The following is a 20514-nucleotide window of genomic DNA, read 5'->3' on the forward strand; positions in this document are numbered from 1 at the left end:
AAACCTGGTTTTACATATTTTTTTGGAAAATCCTAAAGACACTTGCAGATTTCTGAAAATACTTGCAAGATGAATAGAGATGCTAGCGGCTTCAGGCAAAATCAGGGCGACTTTTAAAAATCTTTAAACAAAAACTGTTAAATCTTGTATGCCATCAAATAAATCTCTATCATTTTAATTAAGAAGGGACAGGTGAAAATCATGAGAGAAGCACAAGAAGCCGTCCTTGATTATCTCCATTTTTTAAGAGTCGAGCGGCAATATTCAGAAAATACGTTGGCTTCCTATCGCAGAGATTTGGAAGATTATATAGAACATTTACATACAGTGCAAAAAATAGAAAGTTTAAACGATGTGGACCGTTCCAGAATCCTTCTTTATTTGGAACATTTAAGAGAAACAGGGAAATCTTCGCGCACCATTGCCCGCCACATTTCATCAATCCGTTCGTTTCATCAATTTTTATTAAGGGAAAAAATCGCTGATCATGATCCTACAGTCCATATTGAAATGCCTCAAATCGAGAAGACGTTACCGAAAGTATTATCCATTGCGGAAATCGAAGCATTATTGCAAGCGCCGGATCAATCCAAACCCCAAGGAGTACGGGATGTGGCCATGATTGAATTGCTGTATGGAACAGGAATGCGGATAAGTGAATGCGTCGAATTGAATTTGGAAGATGTACATCTGTCGATGGGATTTGTCCGCATTTTTGGGAAAGGCGGCAAGGAGCGGATTGTACCGTTGGGAAAAAGTGCGCTGTATGCATGCGAAAAATATTTGCAGCAAGCCAGACCCCTGTTGCAAGGAAATTATGTAAAAACGGATGCATTTTTCATCAACCGGAGAGGCAAGCGTTTAACGCGGCAAGGATGTTGGAAAATACTGAAACAGCATGCCCTCGCTGCCAATATTAAAAAAGAGATGACCCCCCATACGTTGCGGCACAGTTTTGCCACTCACTTGATTGAAAATGGCGCGGATCTTCGGGCGGTGCAAGAAATGTTGGGTCACGCGGACATTTCTACGACACAAATTTATACGCATATTAGTAAAACGAGACTTTCGGAAGTTTATAAACAATTCCATCCTCGTGCGTAGATGGAAAGGCAAAGGAGGAAAAAGGGATGCAATTATTTAAACGAATTCATTTAATCGTAATGGACTCTGTTGGAATAGGGGAGGCGCCCGATGCAGCGGAATTTGGCGATGCCGGAAGTGATACCCTTGGCCATATTGCGGAGGCAATGGGCGGACTAAATGTGCCAAATATGGAAGCATTGGGTTTAGGCAATATCCGGGAAATAAAAGGGGTCCAAAAGGTTCCAAACCCGAAAGCATATTACGGAAAAATGCAGGAAGCATCGGCTGGAAAAGATACGATGACAGGACATTGGGAAATCATGGGGCTTCAAGTGGATAAACCTTTTAAAGTATACCCTGATGGTTTTCCGGAAGAATTGATTCGTCAACTGGAAGAGCGGACAGGACGGAAAGTGATTGGCAACAAACCGGCCAGCGGTACTGCCATCATCGAAGAATTGGGGAAAGAGCATATGGAAACGGGAGCGATCATTGTTTATACTTCGGCAGATCCCGTTCTTCAAATTGCTGCCCATGAAGAAATTGTTCCTTTGGAAGAACTGTACAAAATTTGTGAAATTGCCCGGAAACTTACGTTGCAGCCGGAATATCTGGTAGGCCGTGTCATTGCGCGCCCTTTTACAGGAACGCCGGGCAACTTTACGCGTACAGCCAATCGCCATGATTATGCCATCAAGCCTTTTGGAAGAACGACAATGAATGAATTGAAAGATCATGGCTTTGATGTGATCGCCCTTGGGAAAATTTCCGATATTTATAATGGCGAAGGGGTGACGGAGGCCATCCGGACGAAAAACAATGGGGATGGAATGGATCGGTTGGTTGAAACGGTAAAGAGGGATTTCCACGGATTAAGTTTTTTGAATTTGGTAGATTTTGATGCGATGTATGGACATAGAAGGGACCCGATCGGTTATGGAAAAGCGTTGGAGGAATTTGACGCGCGCTTGCCGGAAGTATTGGACTTATTAAAGGAAGACGATTTGCTGATCATCACAGCGGACCACGGAAATGATCCAACCTTTAAAGGAACGGACCATACGCGGGAATTTGTGCCACTGCTCGTTTACTCCAAACAATTTAAAGAAACTGGAACTTTAGGTTTGCGGGAAACTTTCGCGGATATCGCGGCTACGGTTGCAGAAAACTTTAAGGTTCCGGCGCCAGCTTACGGTACGAGTTTTTTATCAAGTTTAAAATAGCGGGGTGAGTCTCATGAGAATGGTCGATATTATTGAAAAAAAGCGGGATGGCAAAGAGCTGTCAACAGAGGAAATTCAATTTTTCGTCAAAGGCTATACGGAAGGCACCATCCCTGATTACCAAGCCGCAAGTTTGCTGATGGCCATCTACTTCCAAGACATGACTGAACGGGAGCGGACGGATTTAACCATGGCGATGGTGGAATCAGGGGATACGATTGATTTGTCTCCGATTCAAGGAATCAAATGCGATAAACATTCCACAGGCGGTGTAGGGGATAAAGTCACTATCTGTTTATCCCCGATGGTCGCCGCATGCGGAGTGCCCGTAGCCAAAATGAGCGGCCGGGGGTTGGGCCATACAGGCGGGACGATCGATAAATTGGAATCCATCCCGGGATTTAAGGTGGAACTGACGAGCGAACAATTTATCAAGCAAGTCAATGACATCAAAATGGCCGTTGTCAGCCAAAGCGGAAATTTGACACCGGCAGATAAAAAAATCTATGCTTTGAGAGATGTGACCGGTACCGTCCCCAGCATTCCGCTGATTGCCAGCTCCATTATGTCCAAAAAAATTGCAAGCGGCGCGGATGCCATTGTTTTGGATGTCAAAGTCGGTGAAGGCGCCTTCATGAAAACGGTGGAAGAGGCGGAAGAATTGGCCCATGCGATGGTGAAAATCGGCAACCGTGTCGGAAGAAAAACGATTGCCATTTTATCCGATATGAGCCAGCCATTAGGGTATGCGGTTGGAAATGCTTTGGAAGTTAAAGAAGCGATCGACGTTTTGAAAGGTCATGGCCCGGAGGACGTAAAAGAACTTTGCTTAACCCTGGGTTCCCAAATGGTGCTGCTCAGCGGCAAAGCACAGTCGATTGAAGAGGCGCGCAAAAAGTTGGAGGAAGTGCTCAACAATGGAAAAGCCCTGGAAACATTTAAAGCCTTTGTCGCTTCCCAGGGCGGCGATCCGTCCATTACAGAGCATCCGGATTTATTGCCCCAAGCCAAATATAAAGTGGATGTTCCAGCCAAGGAAGCAGGATATATTAAAAAAATCATTGCCAATGAAATCGGTGTTGCGGCGATGCTTCTTGGAGCCGGAAGAGAAACGAAAGATTCGGAAATCGATTTGTCCGTAGGCATCGTGTTGAACAAAAAAGTGGGAGACCATGTCGAAAAAGGGGAAAGTTTGGCGACCATTCACTCCAATCGGGAAGATATAGAAGACATTAAGAAAAAAATTTATTCAAATATAAACATTACAAATGAAATAATAGAAACTCCTTCACTGATCAAAGGGATCATCACAGAATAAGGAAAACATCCAATTAATCTTTGAAAATGATACACAGCTACATGATAAAAAAGAGCGGATTGGGAAGCGTCAATTTCCAACCCGCTCTTTTTTCTATATTAGATAAGAAGATTGACAGAATATTATTTTTTAATAAAAAATGTGACAATTTTATGAAAATTATATATTATAGAACTTAACAAAGAAAATTTAAGACATATAAAAGAAAAAAGAAGGGGTAAAATGGATAAAATATGGCGGGGTAGATTTGAAGGATATTCATTCAATTCTTTTAAAAGGGATCTAGTTTCGGGGACAATTGTTGGAATCGTAGCCATTCCGTTGGCGATGTCTTTTGCGATTGCTTCCGGGGTCAAACCGGAGTACGGAATTTATACGGCCATTATTGCGGGGATTCTTATTTCTTTGTTAGGGGGATCAAAATATCAAATCGGCGGGCCGACGGGGGCATTTGTTCCCGTATTGTTGGGAGTCGTGCTTGTCTATGGTTATGAAGATTTGTTGCTTGCAGGTTTAATGGCGGGTGTGATGCTCGTATTAATGGGTGTTTTTCGGTTGGGCATACTCATCCAATATATCCCTAGACCCGTGACGATCGGCTTTACAGCTGGAATTGCCGTCATCATTTTTACAGGGCAAATTGCCAATTTTCTCGGTTTAACCGGATTAAAGCAGCATGAACGTTTTATCGACAACATGCAAGAAATCGCAACCCATTTGAATACAATCAATATCTATAGCATCGTGGTAGCATTTTTGTGCCTGGTGACACTCCTCATCACGCCTAAAGTGATGCCAAAAGTGCCGGGGCCATTGATGGGCATTATTTTATCTTCTGTTGTTGCAGCCGTCTTTTTTAATGGACAAGTGGCAACGATTGGATCAACCTATGGAGCGATTCCAAACACATTGCCGGAATTCCGGTTGCCGGAGATTACGGCGGATCGGATGGTTTCCCTGTTGGGGCCGGCTTTTGTCATTGCGATGTTGGGTGCGATTGAATCATTGTTATCTGCGGTTGTAGCGGATGGCATGACGAACAGCAAACACAATTCGAATCGCGAATTGATCGGACAAGGGATCGCGAACATCGTGACGCCACTCTTTGGCGGAATACCTGCGACAGGTGCTATTGCCAGAACAGCCACCAATATTAAGTTTGGCGCCGCTTCCCCTTTTTCCGGAGTCATTCATGGTTTATTCGTCCTTGTTACATTATTGTTGTTTGCGCCGCTTGCAGTGCATATACCGCTCGCGAGCTTGGCCCCTGTGTTAATGGTTGTCGCCTGGAATATGAGTGAACGGAAACATTTTGCCCATGTATTAAAATTGAAATCCGGTGACTCCCTTGTGTTGGTCATCACTTTTTTGCTTACCGTTTTTACAAGTTTGACCATCGCGGTCATGGTGGGATTATTGCTTGCCGTCATTTTATTTGTGAAGCGGATGAGCGATATGCTGATTGTGTCGAAAGTATTGCCGGACCATAAAAATAACGGGAAAGTACATTCCCATGTGGTAAGCGAAGCGCGGGATTGTCCGCAAATCAGCATTTACACGGTGGAAGGGCCGTTGTTTTTCGGTGCGGCCCAAACCTTTGAAGAACGGATTTTAAAATCCATCCATTATCATCCAAAAATCCTCGTGCTTCGCATGGGGAAAGTGCCTTTTATTGATGCGACGGGTGAGGCCTATTTGAGAAATATAGTCCGCAACTTCAAATCCCAGGGTGGAAAGCTCCTTGTAACAGGGGTGCAGCCAAGCATGAAGATGCTTTTGGATAAAAGCGGATTGACGAAAGAAATCGGGGAAGACAATTTCTTTGAACGCACCGGTGAAGCGATTGATTGCGCTTTGAGATGCATTAACCGGAATCAGTGCATCGGCTGCAAACATTTCGCATTCAGGGAATGTGAGGAATTATCAACAACCAAAATCAGCTAATTCAATCATGGGGAGGCTGGGACAAAACTAGCTTCAAAATAGGAAAAAGGAGAATTTGAGCCAACTCAAATTCTCCTTTTTCCATTTCTCTCCATTATTTTTGGTCAGTTGATCTTTGTTGGCCGTGTATTTCCGTAAATTCACGGCCATTAAGGCAATCCCCATTTCATTTTCCACCTTCGATTTTCCTCGGACGGAAAATCGAGTGAAACGCAAATTAGCCTTCAAGAATCCAAAAACTGGTTCTACGTCCATTTTACGTTGACGGAAAATAGAACCTGCTTTTTCTTCTGAAAGCTTCGCTCTTACATATTCTTTTTGTCGTTCCCATTTTTCATTCACCATGACCTTTCGGTGATTGCCTTCCTTTGCTTTTGTGCATGATGAACGAAATGGACATCCTGAACAGTTTTCACATTCATAGATTTTCAATTCTCGTTTAAAACCGGTCTTATCGGTACGTACAGAACGATAACGGAAGGTTACTCGCTGCTGATTCGGACAAATGTAGGTATCACTTTCTTCGTCGTACATCCAATTGTCTGGATGAAATGGGTTTTGTTTATATTTCTTCTTTTGTTCTTTCTCATACATGGTATATGGAATAAGTGCCTCACATTTTCGATTCGAAAGGATGTCCTCATAGTTCTGTTCACTACCATAACCAGCATCTGCGACAATATATTTTGGCAATGGAAAATAATGCTTCTCAATCTCATTCAAGAACGGAATCAATGTACGTGTATCAGTAGGATTTGGAAAGATGCTATAAGCTAGTGCGTATTGACCTTCTGTTGCGATTTGTACGTTGTATCCAGCCTTCAATTGACCGTTTTTCATATAGTCGTCTTTCATTCGCATGAACGTCGCATCTAAGTCTGTTTTGGAATAACTATTCCGTTCACCCAAGATTTCGAAGTCTTTTTGATACTTTTGTTTACGTAAAATCAAGTCAATCAACTGTTTGTACACTCGCTTCGGATATTTCCGTTCGCTTCTTAATGCTTTTCGTTCTGTGGCATCGGGCGATGCTTCTATCTTTTGGTCATATTCCGTAATCACTTCATCGACTTGTTGCACCATTTGAGCGAGTTCTTCTACGGACAATTCCCCATCACTTTCCCGCTCCATTTCAGGGATGATTTCCTTCTCTAACAGTTCGTTGTAGAGCTGATTGGATTTTTCAATTAAGCTTTGGTTGTATTTTTCAATGGATTTCTTCCATACGAAAGTAAATTTATTGGCATTCGCTTCAATCTTCGTACCATCGATAAAAATAGCTTCTTGATCGATTAATTTTTCTTCCACCAGTTGGCAACGGAATTGGACAAAACATTGACGAATTAATTCTTTTACTTCCGGATGCACACGAAAACGATTGATCGTCCGATAACTTGGTTCATAGCCTTGTGCCAACCACATCATCCGAATACTGTCCTTTAAAAGGGCTTCAATTTTCCGACCTGAAAAGACTGATTGGGAATAAGCACACAAAATAATTTTTAGCATCATGCGTGGATGATAAGCAGGACAACCTGTATTTCGAAGAAACGGCTGGAAGGCTTCATCTGGAATACTTTCAACTAAATGGTGAATGTGGAAGGCAATATCATTTTCTTGTAATTTTATTTCTAAATCTAGAGGCAAAACTAATTGATTCATGTTATAATATTTGAACATAAGGACACTTCCTTTGATAAAATTTTTTGGGGTAGATACTTAAATTTTATCAGAAGATGTCCTTATTTTTATTAAAAAAATAGTAATAGCCCATGAAATTTCATTCCAACATTTCATGGGCTGTTTCCATTTTAGAGGAGGGTTTTGTCCCAGCCTCTTTTTTATGTTTAAAATTCTTCCTATTTTTCCATACTAAAGCTGATTAGGTAATACCTTCTTATGTTTCATGAGGAGAGATGGTCTGTATCCTAAAAAATGGGAAAATGGAAGGTTCATAATAAGCAGCCATGCAAAATCAAGGTCTGCTTTCGGGAGTGGGAAGGTGATTGTACATAAGTTTCCTGGCCTCCCGGTTTATTGTCGAAACGGTTTCTGCCAAATAGTTGTCGCCATCCGGATGAGCTTGCAATCCGTTAGTTGACTTCCTCTGTTTATTCTTCGTTATTTCGCAAGCTCGTCATTCTGCATCGATCGGACAGGTGGTGGATGAAAAGAAGAAACAAGTAAAAATAAAAGTTTGTCGTATTTTTGCTAGTTTCAGCGAATTTCTTCTACTATTGTCAATCAAAAGGAATTTGGACGTGCTATGTGGAATTGCGAAGGGAGGAGGCGATGTAACGGATGAATTATGAAATCAATATGGAAAATGATATTGCAATTATCCGACTCTATGGCGAATTGGATCATCATGAAGCCGAAAAAATTCGAACAGACATTTCCAAAACGATTTTGAAAGGGAAATTACACACCATTATTTGGAATTTAGAGAGATTGAATTTTATGGACAGTTCAGGAGTTGGCCTCATCTTGGGCCGCATGCGGGAGTTGAATGCGGTCAATGGACAAACGATCATCCTCAATCCATCCAATACGATGAAAAAAATATTTCAATTTTCCGGGTTAAGCAAGTATGTGATGGAGGGTAAAGAAGAAGAGGCTATTTTATATGCAAGGGGGATTGTGAATGGATAATGAAATGACACTATCATTCGTAGCATTAAGCGAAAATGAAAGCTTGGCGAGAATTGCCATCACAAGTTTTGTGGCTCAATTGGATCCAACGATCGACGAACTTTCCGAATTTAAAACCATCGTATCGGAAGCTGTCTCCAATGCAATTATTCATGGATATGACGAGGATGGCAAAGGGATTGTCACAGTCCATGCGGTTCGCGAAGGCGATGTTGTTTCGGTTGCTGTGAAAGATGAAGGAAAAGGGATTCCGGATATTAAAAAAGCGATGGAGCCTTTGTTCACTACAAAACCGGATATGGAACGTTCCGGCATGGGCTTTACGATTATGGAAAGTTTCGCGGATCATCTTCAAGTGGAATCGGAACCGGGTGTTGGAACGGTTGTTACTTTTTCCAAAAAATTTCACTCCATGAAAATGAAGCAAATTTCTTAATTCCATCATGAAATTCAACACCCTTTTTTAAAGAATATTTTTCAAAATGGATGCCAATCTATTTAAGGGTATTTGGAAGAAGTAAGGGGGATGAGGACAATCGAACAGCCGTCCAATGTTTTGTTGACGCAGGAAAAAATGCGGGAGTTGATCAGGCTCGCACAAGCTGGAGATATGGAAGCACGGAAACAAATGATTGAAGGGAATACGCGGCTTGTTTGGTCGATTGTTCAACGCTTTGCTTCTCGCGGGGTAGAGCTTGAAGATCTATTCCAAATTGGTTGTATCGGTTTAATGAAATCAGTGGATAAATTTGATTTATCGTATGACGTTAAATTTTCAACCTATGCGGTACCGATGATTATTGGTGAAATACAGCGTTTTTTGCGTGATGACGGCATGGTGAAAGTGAGCCGCTCCATCCGGGAATTGAATTTTAAAATACGTCAAGTGACCGATGAATATTTAAAGACCAATGAGAAGCCACCTTCAGTCTCGGAATTGGCCGAAATGCTCGGTGTATCACAGGATGAAATCTTAATGGCGACCGATGCCATGAGAGATCCTGCTTCTCTCCATGAACAACTGTTTGAATCAGAGGGAGATTCCATCACGTTAATGGATCAAATGAAGGATGAAAAATCCGAATTGCCATTTCAATATATTTCTTTGAAAGAAGTGTTGAAAAAACTCGATAAGAGAGAGCAAGCGATTATTTACTTGCGCTATTATCACGATTTGACCCAGACGGATATCGCCGAAAGACTTGGCATTTCCCAAGTACAAGTCTCGAGGCTTGAAAAGAAAATTTTGGCCCAATTGAAAGAATGGATGGATACATCATCAACGACAACAAGAAAAACAAAAAAGACGGTGAATAAATGACGAACAGAATTTTTGCATCCAAAGAAGACGCAAAAGAATTCTTGTATTCAAAATTTGGAAAAGATGAATCTTTTGATGTTTGTATCAAAGATGTTTATGTGAAAAAATTACCGGTGTTATGCGTGTATATAAGCGGGCTTGTTGACGGAAGTACCCTCACTGATCAATTGGCTCCGCTTTACTTTGATAGCGATGATAATGGGCAAGTTCCGGCTGAGGACATCAATGACGACACTTATTTCGACAATACTTTCAATTTCTATGGAAAATCCGAGCCGAAAGACAAGGAAGAATTTTTGCTGGGTGTCTTAAGCGGCCAAGTAGGCTTTGTTACACTACATGGATTTGCCTATTTGTTAGAGTTGAGAAACTATCCAGGTCGTCAGCCGGAAGAGCCGGATAATGAAAAAGTCATTCGAGGTTCCCGTGACGGTTTTGCGGAAAATATTATGATCAATACGGCACTCATTCGCAGGAGAATTCGGAGTCCTGAGCTGCGATTTGAAATGCACAAAATCACTTCAAATGGCAGAACCGATGTAGCGATTGCTTACATTAAAGATATCGTCAATGATCAACATTTAAAATGGGTGAAACAAAGAATCGAAGAAATCAAACACGATGGATTGACAATGGCCGACAAAACCTTGGAGGAATGGATCTTTAAGCAAAAGTTCCATCCGGTGCCTTTTGTTCGATATTCTGAGAGACCGGACATCGTTGCTGCCCACCTCCTTGAAGGCCATATCGCCATCATTGTTGATACTTCCCCATCCGTCATTTTGCTGCCGATTACAATATTCCACTTGATGCAGCATGCGGAGGAATATAGGCAATCGGCACTTGTCGGTTCTACTGTTCGGCTGTTGCGCTATTCGGCCATTATTTTAAGTTTAACATTGATGCCTATATGGTATTTGCTGGCCACCCATGAAGAATATTTACCGGAAGCGCTTGATTTTATCGGTGCGAAAGAAGAATCGAATATACCGCTCTTGCTTCAAGTTTTCATTGCCGATTTAGGGTTGGAATATTTGCGGATTGCTGCGATTCATACACCAACGCCGCTATCCACTGCCATGGGGTTGGTAGCGGGCGTTATCATCGGGCAAATTGCCATCGATGTTGGATTATTCTCGCCGGAAGTGGTTCTTTATTCGGCGGTTGTAGCGATCTTTACTTTTGCGATTCCAACCTTTGAATTGAGCGTTTCCATTAAATATTTCCGTTTTATCGTGCTGGTGTTGACAGCTTTATTTGGACCAAGCGGATTTTTCATCGGCTTTTTCTTTATTTTTTCGTATTTCTGCTCACTTCGGCCGATGCAAATCCCCTATATGTGGCCGCTTGTACCGTTTTTCCCAAAAGCTTTCTTGAGGGTATTTATCCGATTCCCGATGGCGGACGATGCGCTCAGACCTTACATTGTCGGAGCGAAACAGCGAAAACGGACTTAAATTCTGTTGCGAAAGCCATGCGCCTATGTTAAAGTTCAAACATAATACTAAAAATTGCGGCTGTCCATTGTCGAAATATTCAATCTTCATCAAAAAGGAAAGCTTGCAGATGCGGGCTTTCCGATTTTGTAATTATTTTTTTCTACTGCTTTTTTAATAAATGGTATAAAATGGAGATTAAGAGATAGAAATGGTGTGATTATATTCATAGACATGGACAGCTTCATTGAATACGGAGGGGAATCTATGCACTTATTCGGAACACAAACAATCGGAGAAAATGGTCATTTACATATCGGTGGAGTTGATGCGGTAGAGCTTGCAAAAGAGTACGGAACTCCGGTAATCGTTTATGACCTCGAATTAGTCAGAAATCGGGCACGCGCATTTAGAGAAACGTTTGAAAAACATGGTGTGAAAGCACAAGTCGCATATGCTTCAAAGGCATTTTCATGTATCGCAATCTATCAATTTGTGAATGAGGAAAATTTATCTTTGGATGTCGTTTCCGGTGGAGAATTATATACGGCCCTAAAGGCAAACTTTCCGGTGGAACGCATTCACTTCCACGGAAACAATAAATCCTATGATGAATTGAATCTCGCATTTGATGCAAAAATTGGATGCATCGTAGTGGATAATTTCTATGAAATTGAGTTATTGAAAGAGATTTCCGAATCACGGAAACAATCTATGAATATTTTATTGCGGGTGACACCGGGGGTAGAAGCCCATACGCATGATTTCATCACAACAGGTCAAGCGGATTCCAAATTCGGTTTTGACTTGAATAACGGTCAGGCTGATGAAGCGTTTCAATTGGTTGTGGATCATGAATATTTAAATTTATTGGGTCTGCATTGTCATATAGGTTCCCAAATTTTTGAAACAGACGGTTTCAGTTTAGCCGCTGGAAAATTGATCGAAAAAATTGATGATTGGAATAAAAAATACAACTTTGAATGTAAAGTCCTCAATTTAGGAGGAGGTTTCGGTATCCGCTATACGGAGGAAGATCGTCCACTTGAACCTCATGTGTATGTGGAAGAAATGATCAAAACGGTGAAGGAAGAAACCGCAAAACGCAGTTTATCCATGCCGGAAATTTGGATTGAACCAGGCCGTTCTTTAGTGGGGGATGCAGGAACGACACTATATACGATCGGTTCACATAAAACCGTTCCAAATATTCGCGAATATATCGCCGTTGACGGAGGAATGAGCGACAACATCCGCCCGGCATTGTACGATGCAAAATACGATGCGGTGATTGCCAATAAAGCGAACGAACCAAAAGAATACAAATATACAGTTGCTGGTAAACTGTGCGAATCCGGTGATAAACTGATTGTGGATGCCCCACTTCAAAAAGCGGAACCAGGCGATATTCTTGCGATTTTCTGTACTGGCGCTTACGGATATTCAATGGCATCCAATTACAACCGCGTACCGAGACCTGCAGTTGTTTTTGTGGAAAACGGGAAACATCAATTGGCCATTCGCAGAGAAAGTTACGACGATCTCATCTTAAACGATATGGAATATCAATTAAATAAGGTGAATCAACTGTGAAAATTTCAAGATGGAAATTGCTAGGAATCCTCATTGCTTTTTGTTTAATATGGGCATTGTTTTACATTTTTTTCTTAATTCCAAGACTCGATTGACTTGTTGCGATTTGGCAATAATTGGATGAAATTTGATTCTTGAATTGAAATCGTGTACGATAATATAGAATGTTGTATGCGATAAGAAAACGAGGGAATGTACTATGTTAGTTCGTTATAAAAAATCACTCGAAAAAATAGCGATGGGATTACTTTCGTTTATGCCGCAGCAGAAAGATGTCAAAAAGCTGATGGAAACAATGCAGTCCTACGAACAAGAAGACAATTGGCAATTATATTTATGGAAAAATAATGACGAGTATGTTGGTATTGTTGGGGTTGTGGTGGAAGATTCTGTTGCGACGGTCCAACATATCACGGTCGTTCCTTCCTACCGCGGTGAAGGAATCGCGAAGAAAATGCTGAAGGAACTCATCGATTCCGGAAAATTTACGGAAATTAAAGCATGCGAAGAAACAGAACCTTTTGTTAATAAATGCTTATATAGCATAAAAGAGGCAGACGGAAATTAACGTCTGCCATTTCTTTTTTCTTCCCTCTTTCTGAGAATATCTGAACGATCGCGCAGCATATGCTTATGAAGAAGATACTTCGTGGACAACACGGGAAGGGATTCAATTTTTTCATTGATTCGCTCTTCCAAAACCGTGTTTGTCACTTTGATTGAAAAAGGTTGAAATGGCTGTTTGTTTTCGATCGCCGCAATTGTTTTCAAACAATCATTACATAATTGCCGAAAATCGATATAATCAAAAAATGGATGGTTTGGATTGGACAAGAACTTTTCATAAGCCTTTCTCATGATTCTGGATGCGCCTTCCCAATTATTTCTGCGCCAATGGTACAATCCGGTGGCCATTTGGATATATCCAACGAGGGGATGCGCTTTATTTCCAGGTGCGATGGTCTTCCAATAATCCTCTAAAACTTCGTGACATTCAAAATAATCTTGATTACCATTGAAATATGCGCAAAAATCGATAAATGACGGATGAAATAAAGGGTGCATGGCCAGTAATCCCCTTTCTAAATTCATTTATAAAGAATTCAAGGTGTGTGACATATGTATGAAGTAAAATTGGATGCTTTTCAAGGTCCGCTTGATTTATTATTGCACTTAATTCAGCGTTTGGAAATTGATATATATGATATACCGATGGCGGAATTGACCGCCCAATATATGGAGCATGTCCGGGCAATGAAAGTGTTGGAGCTGGAAGAAGCCAGCGAATATTTGGTGATGGCAGCCACACTCCTCGCAATCAAGAGCCGAATGCTGCTTCCGATCCATGAAGGGGAAATGGAGGAGGCGGAATTTGAGTTGGATGAACCGGACCCTAGGGAAGAATTGGTATTAAAGCTGATTGAATATAAAAAGTTTAAAGAAGCGGCCACCCAATTGAGACAGATGGAGGAAAACCGGCCGGAAAACTTTACGAAACCGCCAAGCGACCTTTCCCCATATATGCCGGATGAGCAGCTTGCATTGTTCAATGCGGAAGTCAATGTTTACGATCTGCTTTACGCTTTTCAAAAAATGCTAAGGAGAAAACAATTGCGGAAACCGTTGAAAACAACGGTGAAGAAACAGGAAATTCCGGTAAAGGACCAAATGTTCAAAGTGGTGGATATATTGAAAAAAAGGGGAGGCAAATCCAGCTTCTTTGAACTTTTCCCATACGAAGATAAAGCAACTATCATTGTAACCTTCTTATCCTTGTTGGAACTGATGAAACGACAAATCGTTTTTGTCGAACAGGAAAATAACTTTGAAGATTTGACCGTGATACTGCAGAAGGAGGAACTGACAGGTGAACTCGAAGATTTTGATGAGCAGGATTGAAGCATTATTGTTCGTAGTAGGAGACGAAGGATTGACGGTCAAACAACTGGCGGATTTATTGGATGTGGGAGAAGTGGATATAGAAGCGGGGCTGAGCGAATTAAAAACCCACTATGAAAATAATGCTGCATCGGGCCTTACCATTAAACAATTGGCGGATACATACTTATTAACAACAAAACCAGAATTGGCAAACACAATCAAAAAATTGGTCGAAAATCCGAACAGTAGTGTATTGTCAACCGCATCATTGGAAGTTTTGGCCATCATCGCCTACAAACAGCCGATTACAAGGGCGGAAATCGAAGACTTGCGCGGTGTAAAAAGCGAACGCCCTATCCAGACCCTGATTTCCCGCGGACTCATCCGGGAAGTCGGACGGGCAGAAGGGACAGGACGCGCAATTCTTTACGGAACGACAAAGGAGTTTTTAAATTACTTTGGCATATCCGAGCTTTCAGAACTTCCTCCATTGCCTGAAGGAAATATGGAAGATGAAAATGAGCATACGGATCTCTTCATGACAAAATTCCAGGAAGTATTTCAAAATGAAAATCAATAAAGGAGTGGCTGAGTGAAATTAGCAAAGTTGATGACCGCTTTTGCTGTTTCATTGACGTTCTATTTTTTGTTTCAACAAGTGGCGAAAGCTTCTTATGTAGTAATTGATGCAGATACCGGAAGAACATTGATTGGAAGCAATGAACATGTGAGAATGCCGATTGCAAGCCTTACAAAAATTTGGACGGCCCTGATTGCCATTGAAAACAGCAATTTGGATGACGAAGTTGTCATCTCCCGGGAAGCAGCCATGAGTGAAGGATCGTCCATTTATTTGGAGCCGGGAGAAGTTGTGCCGGTGGAAGCATTGTTATATGGACTGATGCTCCGTTCCGGAAATGACGCGGCCTATGCTTTGGCGGAACATGCAGGCGGATCCGTTCAGGGATTTGTCGATTTAATGAACGAAAAAGCGATGTATTACCATTTGAATGAAACCTATTTTACAAATCCATCCGGCTTGCATCACGATCTGCATCTCTCAAGCGCCTATGACACAGCCCAAATGCTCCGAATCGCTTTGGAAAACGAAGATTTTTATAGAATTGCTTCCACGATTCAATATAAAAGCAATACAAAAAATGGAACCACTTGGCTGAACAAACATCGGCTGCTGAGGGAAAACGTCGGGGCGGTGGCCGGGAAAACGGGATATACAAAAGTGGCGGGAAGAACGCTTGCAACGTATTTTGAAAAGGACGATGAACGCATCATTGTTGTAACATTGAATGAAGCCAACGATTGGCAAGTACATAAGCAGCTTGCAAATCAAGTGTTCAAAGAGTATGATGTGAAAACCATTGTGAAAAAAGGAAAATATAAAGCAGCAAACAATATTACAGTCGAACTTAAAGAACCGATCCGGCTGCTGATTTCGGATGAAGAAGAGGACCAAGTAAGGAATGTATTGCACCTGTCCAGAAATAAAGATCGAGAGTTCGGTATTTGGCATGTGTTTCTAAACAACGAAAGCATTTATTCAACTAGAGTTACATTGAAATAGAATGAATAAAGCTGTCCGAAATTTTAATCATATATTTCGGACAGCTTTTCATTTTGCAAAATGAGTTCTTTTTCTTTAATATTGGAACAAAATATGACATAATTTTCAACAGTGATAAGGATCTTCATAATGAAAAGTTAGCATTGAGGGGTGAGTCATCGATGGAAAGGCTTCAAAAAGTAATTGCACAAGCGGGAATTGCCTCGAGACGGAAAGCGGAACAATTGATTTTGGAAGGAAAAGTGAAAGTGAACGGGGAGGTTGTCACAACCTTAGGGACAAAGGTTTCAAAGTCCGATGTGGTGGAAGTGGATGGCGTGAAAGTGGAACGGGAAGAAAAAGTATACTATCTGTTCTATAAGCCTAGGGGAGTCGTATCGACCGTATCCGACGATAAAGGAAGAAAAACCGTATTGGATTTTTTTAAAAATGTCGAGGAACGGATATTCCCGGTTGGCCGTCTTGATTATGATACATCCGGTCTTTTATTATTAACCAATGATGGTGAGTTCGCCAACTTAATGACCCATCCAAAATATAAAATCGAAAAAACATATATTGCACGATTAAAAGGAATCCCGAAATTTGAAGATTTAAAAAAATTGCGAAGGGGCATTATGCTTGAGGATGGCATGACGGCTCCGGCAAAAGTGGAATTAAAAAAATCGGACCGCAAAACCAATAAGTCGATTTGTGAAATCACGATCCATGAGGGGCGCAACCGGCAAGTTCGCCGCATGTTTGAAGCGATTGGAACGCCCGTCGTAAAATTGAAGCGGGAACGATTCGCCTTTCTGGATTTAAAAGGATTGAACGCAGGCGAGTATCGTGAGTTGACGGCCCATGAAGTAAAACAATTACGGGTTCTTGCAGAAACAGGAAAAATTGGTTAGTACTACAACCATAGTGATAACCTTCATAAACATTTCATATTTGTCCTTGAAATATTTGCTATAATGAAAGAGATTTTAATGTTCTCTTTGCTGGGAGGTTGCGAAATGGACAAGAAAAAGAAACGTTCGATTATCAGAGGAATCATTCTTCTGGTGTTGGCTTGTGCGATTATTTATACGATATACAACTCGGCAACGAAAGAAAAAGTGGAAGCGTTGGCGGACGGCGATCAGGCACCGGATTTCGAATTGGTGGATTTGGAAGGCAATACCCATCGTTTGTCCGATTATAAAGGGCAAGGGGTTTTCTTGAATTTCTGGGGAACTTGGTGTGAACCATGCAAAAAAGAAATGCCTGCCATGGAACGCCAATATCAACAATTCAAAGATCAAGGTGTACAAGTTTTGGCCGTGAACATTGCCCAGTCAAAATTTGAGGTGCAAAATTTCGTAGATCAATATGACCTTACATTCCCAGTGGTCATCGACAAAACAAAAAGCGTGATGCAAGCTTATAATGTTGGCAAATTGCCAGCAACTTATTTGATCAGTCCGGATGGAAAAGTGAAAAAAATTCCTCCTGGTGAATTGTCTGAACAACAAATACAATCATTTATGGAGTCAATTAAGCCGGAATAGGGGTATTTTAAAATATGGAAAAAATCACATGTGTTTGTGGTCATGAAAATCCGTTTGGCACAAAGATTTGTGGAAAGTGCGGCAGACCACTGTCAGAAGATGCAAAAGCTCAAAAAATACTTGATATGCGGTATGATGGTTCGGCAATCCGCTCAAAGACGTATAACAAATCCATTATCGACAAAATCTGGAACTTCTTTTCCAGTGTAAAAGTTGGCGTTTCGTTAATTGTCATTACTTTAATCGCTTCTTCCCTTGGAACTTTTTTCCCTCAAAAATTTAATATCCAAGCGGCAACGGAAGCGGAAAAAGCGCTTTACTATGAGCAAAACTATGGAACCATCGGGAAATTATATTATGAATTAGGTTTTTCGGATATATTTAATTCATGGTGGTATCAGATTTTAGTAGGCCTTCTTGCCATTTCAATCATTGTTGCGAGTCTAGACAGAGGGATTCCTCTCTATAAATCGTTGAAAAATCAGCGGGTTAAGCGTCATGAAAGCTTTATGAAAAAACAAAGAATCGTAGCCCAAGGACCGGTAACGGAAGGCGATCCATCCAAAACCCTTGATTTGATTTCCGAGAAAATGACACAATTGCGTTATAAAGTGCGTCGGGATGGAAACGCTTTATTGGCTGAAAAAAACCGCTTTGCCCGTTCTGGCCCATACATAAATCACCTGGGGCTCATTATATTTATCTTTGGGGTAATGCTGCGTTTTGTTCCTGGCTTCCACGTAGATGAAGCAATGTGGATCCGGGAAGGGGAGGTTCGCGCAATACCGGGAATGGAAGGTTATTTCCTGGAAAATGAACAATTCATTTTGGAAACATATGATAATGATCCAACGAGAGCACAGATTGAACAAGGTGTTGCCGCCATCCCGAAAAACTATCAAACCAACGTCAAACTTTATAAACAGGCAGAAGGTGCCCTTTTAGGGGACACGGAAAATATGGAACTGGTAAAAGAGTATTCCATTCGTGTAAACCACCCGTTAAAATATGACGGCTATTCCATTTATCAAATGGATTTCCGCCAAAATGAATTGAAAACAATGACATTCGAATTGACCCATAAAGAATCTGGAAAATCCCTGGGGTCATTGACGATTGACTTGACGGATCCGGATAAAGAATATGTTTTAGGAGAAAATACGAAAGTTGAAATATTGAACTATTATCCTGATTTTTCCGGAATGAAAGATGGGGTTCCTCAAACAGCATCCCAATATCCAAACAATCCGGCTTTCGTGTTCAAAATGACTACGCCGGATAAACCAAAAGGGGAAATCAGTTTCGTTTCAATTGGTGCCCCGCCTGTTGAAGCGGGAGAAAATGAATACAAAATGACGTTTAAAAATGTAGAAACAAGAAATGTTTCCGGATTAACAATCAAAAAAGATGTAACGATTCCAATATTGATTATTGGCGGTGCAATTTTCTTGCTTGGTTTGGCAATTGGTTCTTATTGGAATCATCGTCGCCTTTGGGTACAACAATTGGAAGATGGTACAATTATGCTCGCTGCCCATACAAATAAAAACTGGTTCAGTATCAAAAAAGATTTAGATATTGTTACAGATTATGCCCATTTACCAAAATATAGAGATCAACTTGAAGAAAATGGAGAGTCGGATAAGGAAGGTGACGATGTCAAATGAGTTTGATAGATATTAGCGGCAATCTGCTTTTTATCGCATTCTTTGCATATATTTTAGGAACGGTATTTATTGCCGGTTCCATCAAGCGAAATGATGGGGCGGCCAGCAGGGCGGAAAAGTGGGGCAAAATCGGTATTGTTGTTGCCATCATTGGTTTTATTGCCCAGCTCGGTTATTTTATTACCCGCTGGATTTATGCGGGACATGCTCCTGTAAGTAATATGTTCGAATTTACAACAGCCTTTGGAATGTTCCTTGTTGGAGCGTTCATATTAATCTACTTTATTTATCGTGTGAAAATTCTTGGGTTGGTGGCGTTGCCAATCGCTATACTATTCATTTCATACGCGACGATGTTCCCGACGGAAGTGACGCCGCTTGTGCCATCGTTGCAAAGCCACTGGTTGACGATACACGTTATAACAGCGGCAATCGGGCAATCCATCCTTGCCATCAGCGCCGTTGCCGGTTTGATTTATTTATTGAAAGAAGTGGATCCAAAAACGCCTTCAAAAGAACGTTTTTGGCTTGAAGCCATTTTATACTGCTGTGTTGTGATCATCGGGTTTATCGTTGTAACCATTACATTCCGCAGCATGGGGTATGAGGCGGAGTTCACTTATATTGATAAAACCGGCAAAGAAGCGGATATTGTTTATAACATGCCGGCCATCTTTGGGATGAATGAATATGATTTGAAAACGGATGGCGTGATGGAGCCTTTAATCGAAATGCCGGCACTCATTAATGCGAAAAAATTGACAACCGTTACTTGGTCGTTCATCGCAGGCACAATCATTTATTTGTTATACCGGTTAATCGCACGAAAACGCATTTGTGAACTTCTTCATCCTCTAGTAAAAAGAGTCAACATCAACTTGGTGGATGAAATTGGATACCGCTCGGTTTTAATTGGATTCCCTGTCTTCTCTTTAGGTGCTCTTGTCTTTGCCATGATTTGGGCGCAAATCGCTTGGGGCCGATTCTGGGGTTGGGATCCAAAAGAAGTTTGGGCGCTTATCACGTGGCTGTTCTATGCGGCTTATCTCCACTTGCGTTTGTCCAAAGGCTGGGAAGGAAGAAAGTCAGCCTGGCTTGCCTTAATCGGTTTTGCCATCATCATCTTTAACTTAGTCTTTGTGAACCTGGTCATTGCAGGACTCCATTCATATGCATAAAACTATTAACTATTATCAACGTAAATAACGATGAAATATTAATAAATTGTGAAAGGTCTTCCCAAAAGTAGGGAGGCCTTCTTTTATTAGTCTTTAATTTT

19 protein-coding genes are annotated in these 20514 nt (G+C 41.2%); 17 read left to right on the forward strand and 2 right to left on the reverse strand.

Going from position 1 to position 20514, the window contains the following annotated elements; all coding sequences use genetic code 11:
- Window positions 1–201 precede the first annotated feature (201 nt).
- The 4 genes from xerD (at window position 202) to sulP (ending at window position 5571) form a co-directional block, all read left to right on the forward strand.
- A complete protein-coding gene (gene xerD, locus NST13_RS01610; RefSeq protein WP_342469728.1) occupies window positions 202–1104 on the forward strand; it encodes a site-specific tyrosine recombinase XerD in 903 nt (300 codons plus the stop codon).
- Window positions 1105–1130: 26 nt separating this feature from the next.
- The gene (gene deoB, locus NST13_RS01615; RefSeq protein ID WP_342581232.1) at window positions 1131–2309 is read left to right on the forward strand and encodes a phosphopentomutase; all 1179 of its coding nucleotides are present in this window, start codon (window positions 1131–1133) and stop codon (window positions 2307–2309) included.
- A gap of 13 nt (window positions 2310–2322) precedes the next feature.
- Entirely contained in the window at window positions 2323–3627 is a 1305-nt protein-coding gene (locus NST13_RS01620; RefSeq protein WP_342469726.1) for a pyrimidine-nucleoside phosphorylase, read from the forward strand.
- 222 nt (window positions 3628–3849) lie between these two features.
- On the forward strand, window positions 3850–5571 hold the full coding sequence (gene sulP / locus NST13_RS01625; protein ID WP_342581233.1) for a sulfate permease: 1722 nt from the start codon (window positions 3850–3852) through the stop codon (window positions 5569–5571).
- A 33-nt stretch (window positions 5572–5604) separates the two neighbouring features.
- On the opposite strand, the gene NST13_RS01630 is transcribed toward sulP, so the two are convergent.
- Window positions 5605–7251: an IS1182 family transposase gene (locus NST13_RS01630; protein WP_342581234.1), complete on the reverse strand. Its 1647-nt coding sequence runs from the start codon at window positions 7249–7251 to the stop codon at window positions 5605–5607.
- A gap of 621 nt (window positions 7252–7872) precedes the next feature.
- Between NST13_RS01630 and spoIIAA the strand changes: the two genes are divergently transcribed.
- The 6 genes from spoIIAA (at window position 7873) to NST13_RS01660 (ending at window position 13141) form a co-directional block, all read left to right on the forward strand.
- On the forward strand, window positions 7873–8223 hold the full coding sequence (gene spoIIAA, locus NST13_RS01635; RefSeq protein ID WP_342469724.1) for an anti-sigma F factor antagonist: 351 nt from the start codon (window positions 7873–7875) through the stop codon (window positions 8221–8223).
- Complete coding sequence (gene spoIIAB / locus NST13_RS01640) at window positions 8216–8659, forward strand: anti-sigma F factor (protein WP_342469723.1); 444 nt, start codon at window positions 8216–8218, stop codon at window positions 8657–8659. The genes spoIIAA and spoIIAB overlap by 8 nt, the downstream gene beginning before the upstream one ends.
- A gap of 90 nt (window positions 8660–8749) precedes the next feature.
- Window positions 8750–9544 carry a SigF/SigG family RNA polymerase sporulation sigma factor gene (locus NST13_RS01645; protein ID WP_342469722.1) on the forward strand — a complete coding sequence of 265 codons (795 nt, stop codon included), beginning with the start codon at window positions 8750–8752 and terminating at the stop codon, window positions 9542–9544.
- A complete protein-coding gene (locus NST13_RS01650) occupies window positions 9541–11001 on the forward strand; it encodes a spore germination protein (protein ID WP_342581235.1) in 1461 nt (486 codons plus the stop codon). Before NST13_RS01645 ends, NST13_RS01650 begins: the two co-directional genes overlap by 4 nt.
- Window positions 11002–11247: 246 nt before the next feature.
- Window positions 11248–12573 carry a diaminopimelate decarboxylase gene (gene lysA, locus NST13_RS01655; protein ID WP_342469720.1) on the forward strand — a complete coding sequence of 442 codons (1326 nt, stop codon included), beginning with the start codon at window positions 11248–11250 and terminating at the stop codon, window positions 12571–12573.
- A 199-nt stretch (window positions 12574–12772) separates the two neighbouring features.
- Complete coding sequence (locus NST13_RS01660; protein ID WP_342581236.1) at window positions 12773–13141, forward strand: GNAT family N-acetyltransferase; 369 nt, start codon at window positions 12773–12775, stop codon at window positions 13139–13141.
- On the opposite strand, the gene NST13_RS01665 is transcribed toward NST13_RS01660, so the two are convergent.
- Entirely contained in the window at window positions 13138–13638 is a 501-nt protein-coding gene (locus tag NST13_RS01665) for a DUF309 domain-containing protein (RefSeq protein ID WP_342581237.1), read from the reverse strand. The two genes, NST13_RS01660 and NST13_RS01665, sit on opposite strands and share 4 nt — an antisense overlap.
- A 54-nt stretch (window positions 13639–13692) precedes the next feature.
- Here NST13_RS01665 and NST13_RS01670 point away from each other — a divergent pair, with 54 nt between their 5' ends.
- The 7 genes from NST13_RS01670 to ccsB all read left to right on the forward strand — a co-directional run bounded on the left by NST13_RS01670 (window position 13693) and on the right by ccsB (window position 20413).
- The gene (locus NST13_RS01670; protein WP_342581238.1) at window positions 13693–14472 is read left to right on the forward strand and encodes a segregation/condensation protein A; all 780 of its coding nucleotides are present in this window, start codon (window positions 13693–13695) and stop codon (window positions 14470–14472) included.
- Window positions 14459–15034 carry an SMC-Scp complex subunit ScpB gene (scpB, locus tag NST13_RS01675; protein ID WP_342471317.1) on the forward strand — a complete coding sequence of 192 codons (576 nt, stop codon included), beginning with the start codon at window positions 14459–14461 and terminating at the stop codon, window positions 15032–15034. Before NST13_RS01670 ends, scpB begins: the two co-directional genes overlap by 14 nt.
- 12 nt (window positions 15035–15046) lie before the next feature.
- Window positions 15047–16036: a D-alanyl-D-alanine carboxypeptidase family protein gene (locus NST13_RS01680; RefSeq protein ID WP_342581239.1), complete on the forward strand. Its 990-nt coding sequence runs from the start codon at window positions 15047–15049 to the stop codon at window positions 16034–16036.
- 161 nt (window positions 16037–16197) lie between these two features.
- Window positions 16198–16929 (forward strand): pseudouridine synthase, encoded by a 732-nt coding sequence (locus NST13_RS01685; protein WP_342469715.1) that lies wholly within the window; start codon window positions 16198–16200, stop codon window positions 16927–16929.
- 105 nt (window positions 16930–17034) lie between these two features.
- Window positions 17035–17568 (forward strand): thiol-disulfide oxidoreductase ResA, encoded by a 534-nt coding sequence (resA, locus tag NST13_RS01690; RefSeq protein WP_342581240.1) that lies wholly within the window; start codon window positions 17035–17037, stop codon window positions 17566–17568.
- Between the two features lie 14 nt (window positions 17569–17582).
- The gene (locus NST13_RS01695) at window positions 17583–19235 is read left to right on the forward strand and encodes a cytochrome c biogenesis protein ResB (protein WP_342469713.1); all 1653 of its coding nucleotides are present in this window, start codon (window positions 17583–17585) and stop codon (window positions 19233–19235) included.
- Entirely contained in the window at window positions 19232–20413 is a 1182-nt protein-coding gene (gene ccsB, locus NST13_RS01700; protein WP_342469712.1) for a c-type cytochrome biogenesis protein CcsB, read from the forward strand. Before NST13_RS01695 ends, ccsB begins: the two co-directional genes overlap by 4 nt.
- Window positions 20414–20514: the final 101 nt, after the last annotated feature.

It is taken from the genome of Ureibacillus sp. FSL W7-1570 (genome assembly GCF_038593265.1).
Classification (GTDB): Bacteria; Bacillota; Bacilli; order Bacillales_A; family Planococcaceae; genus Ureibacillus; species Ureibacillus suwonensis.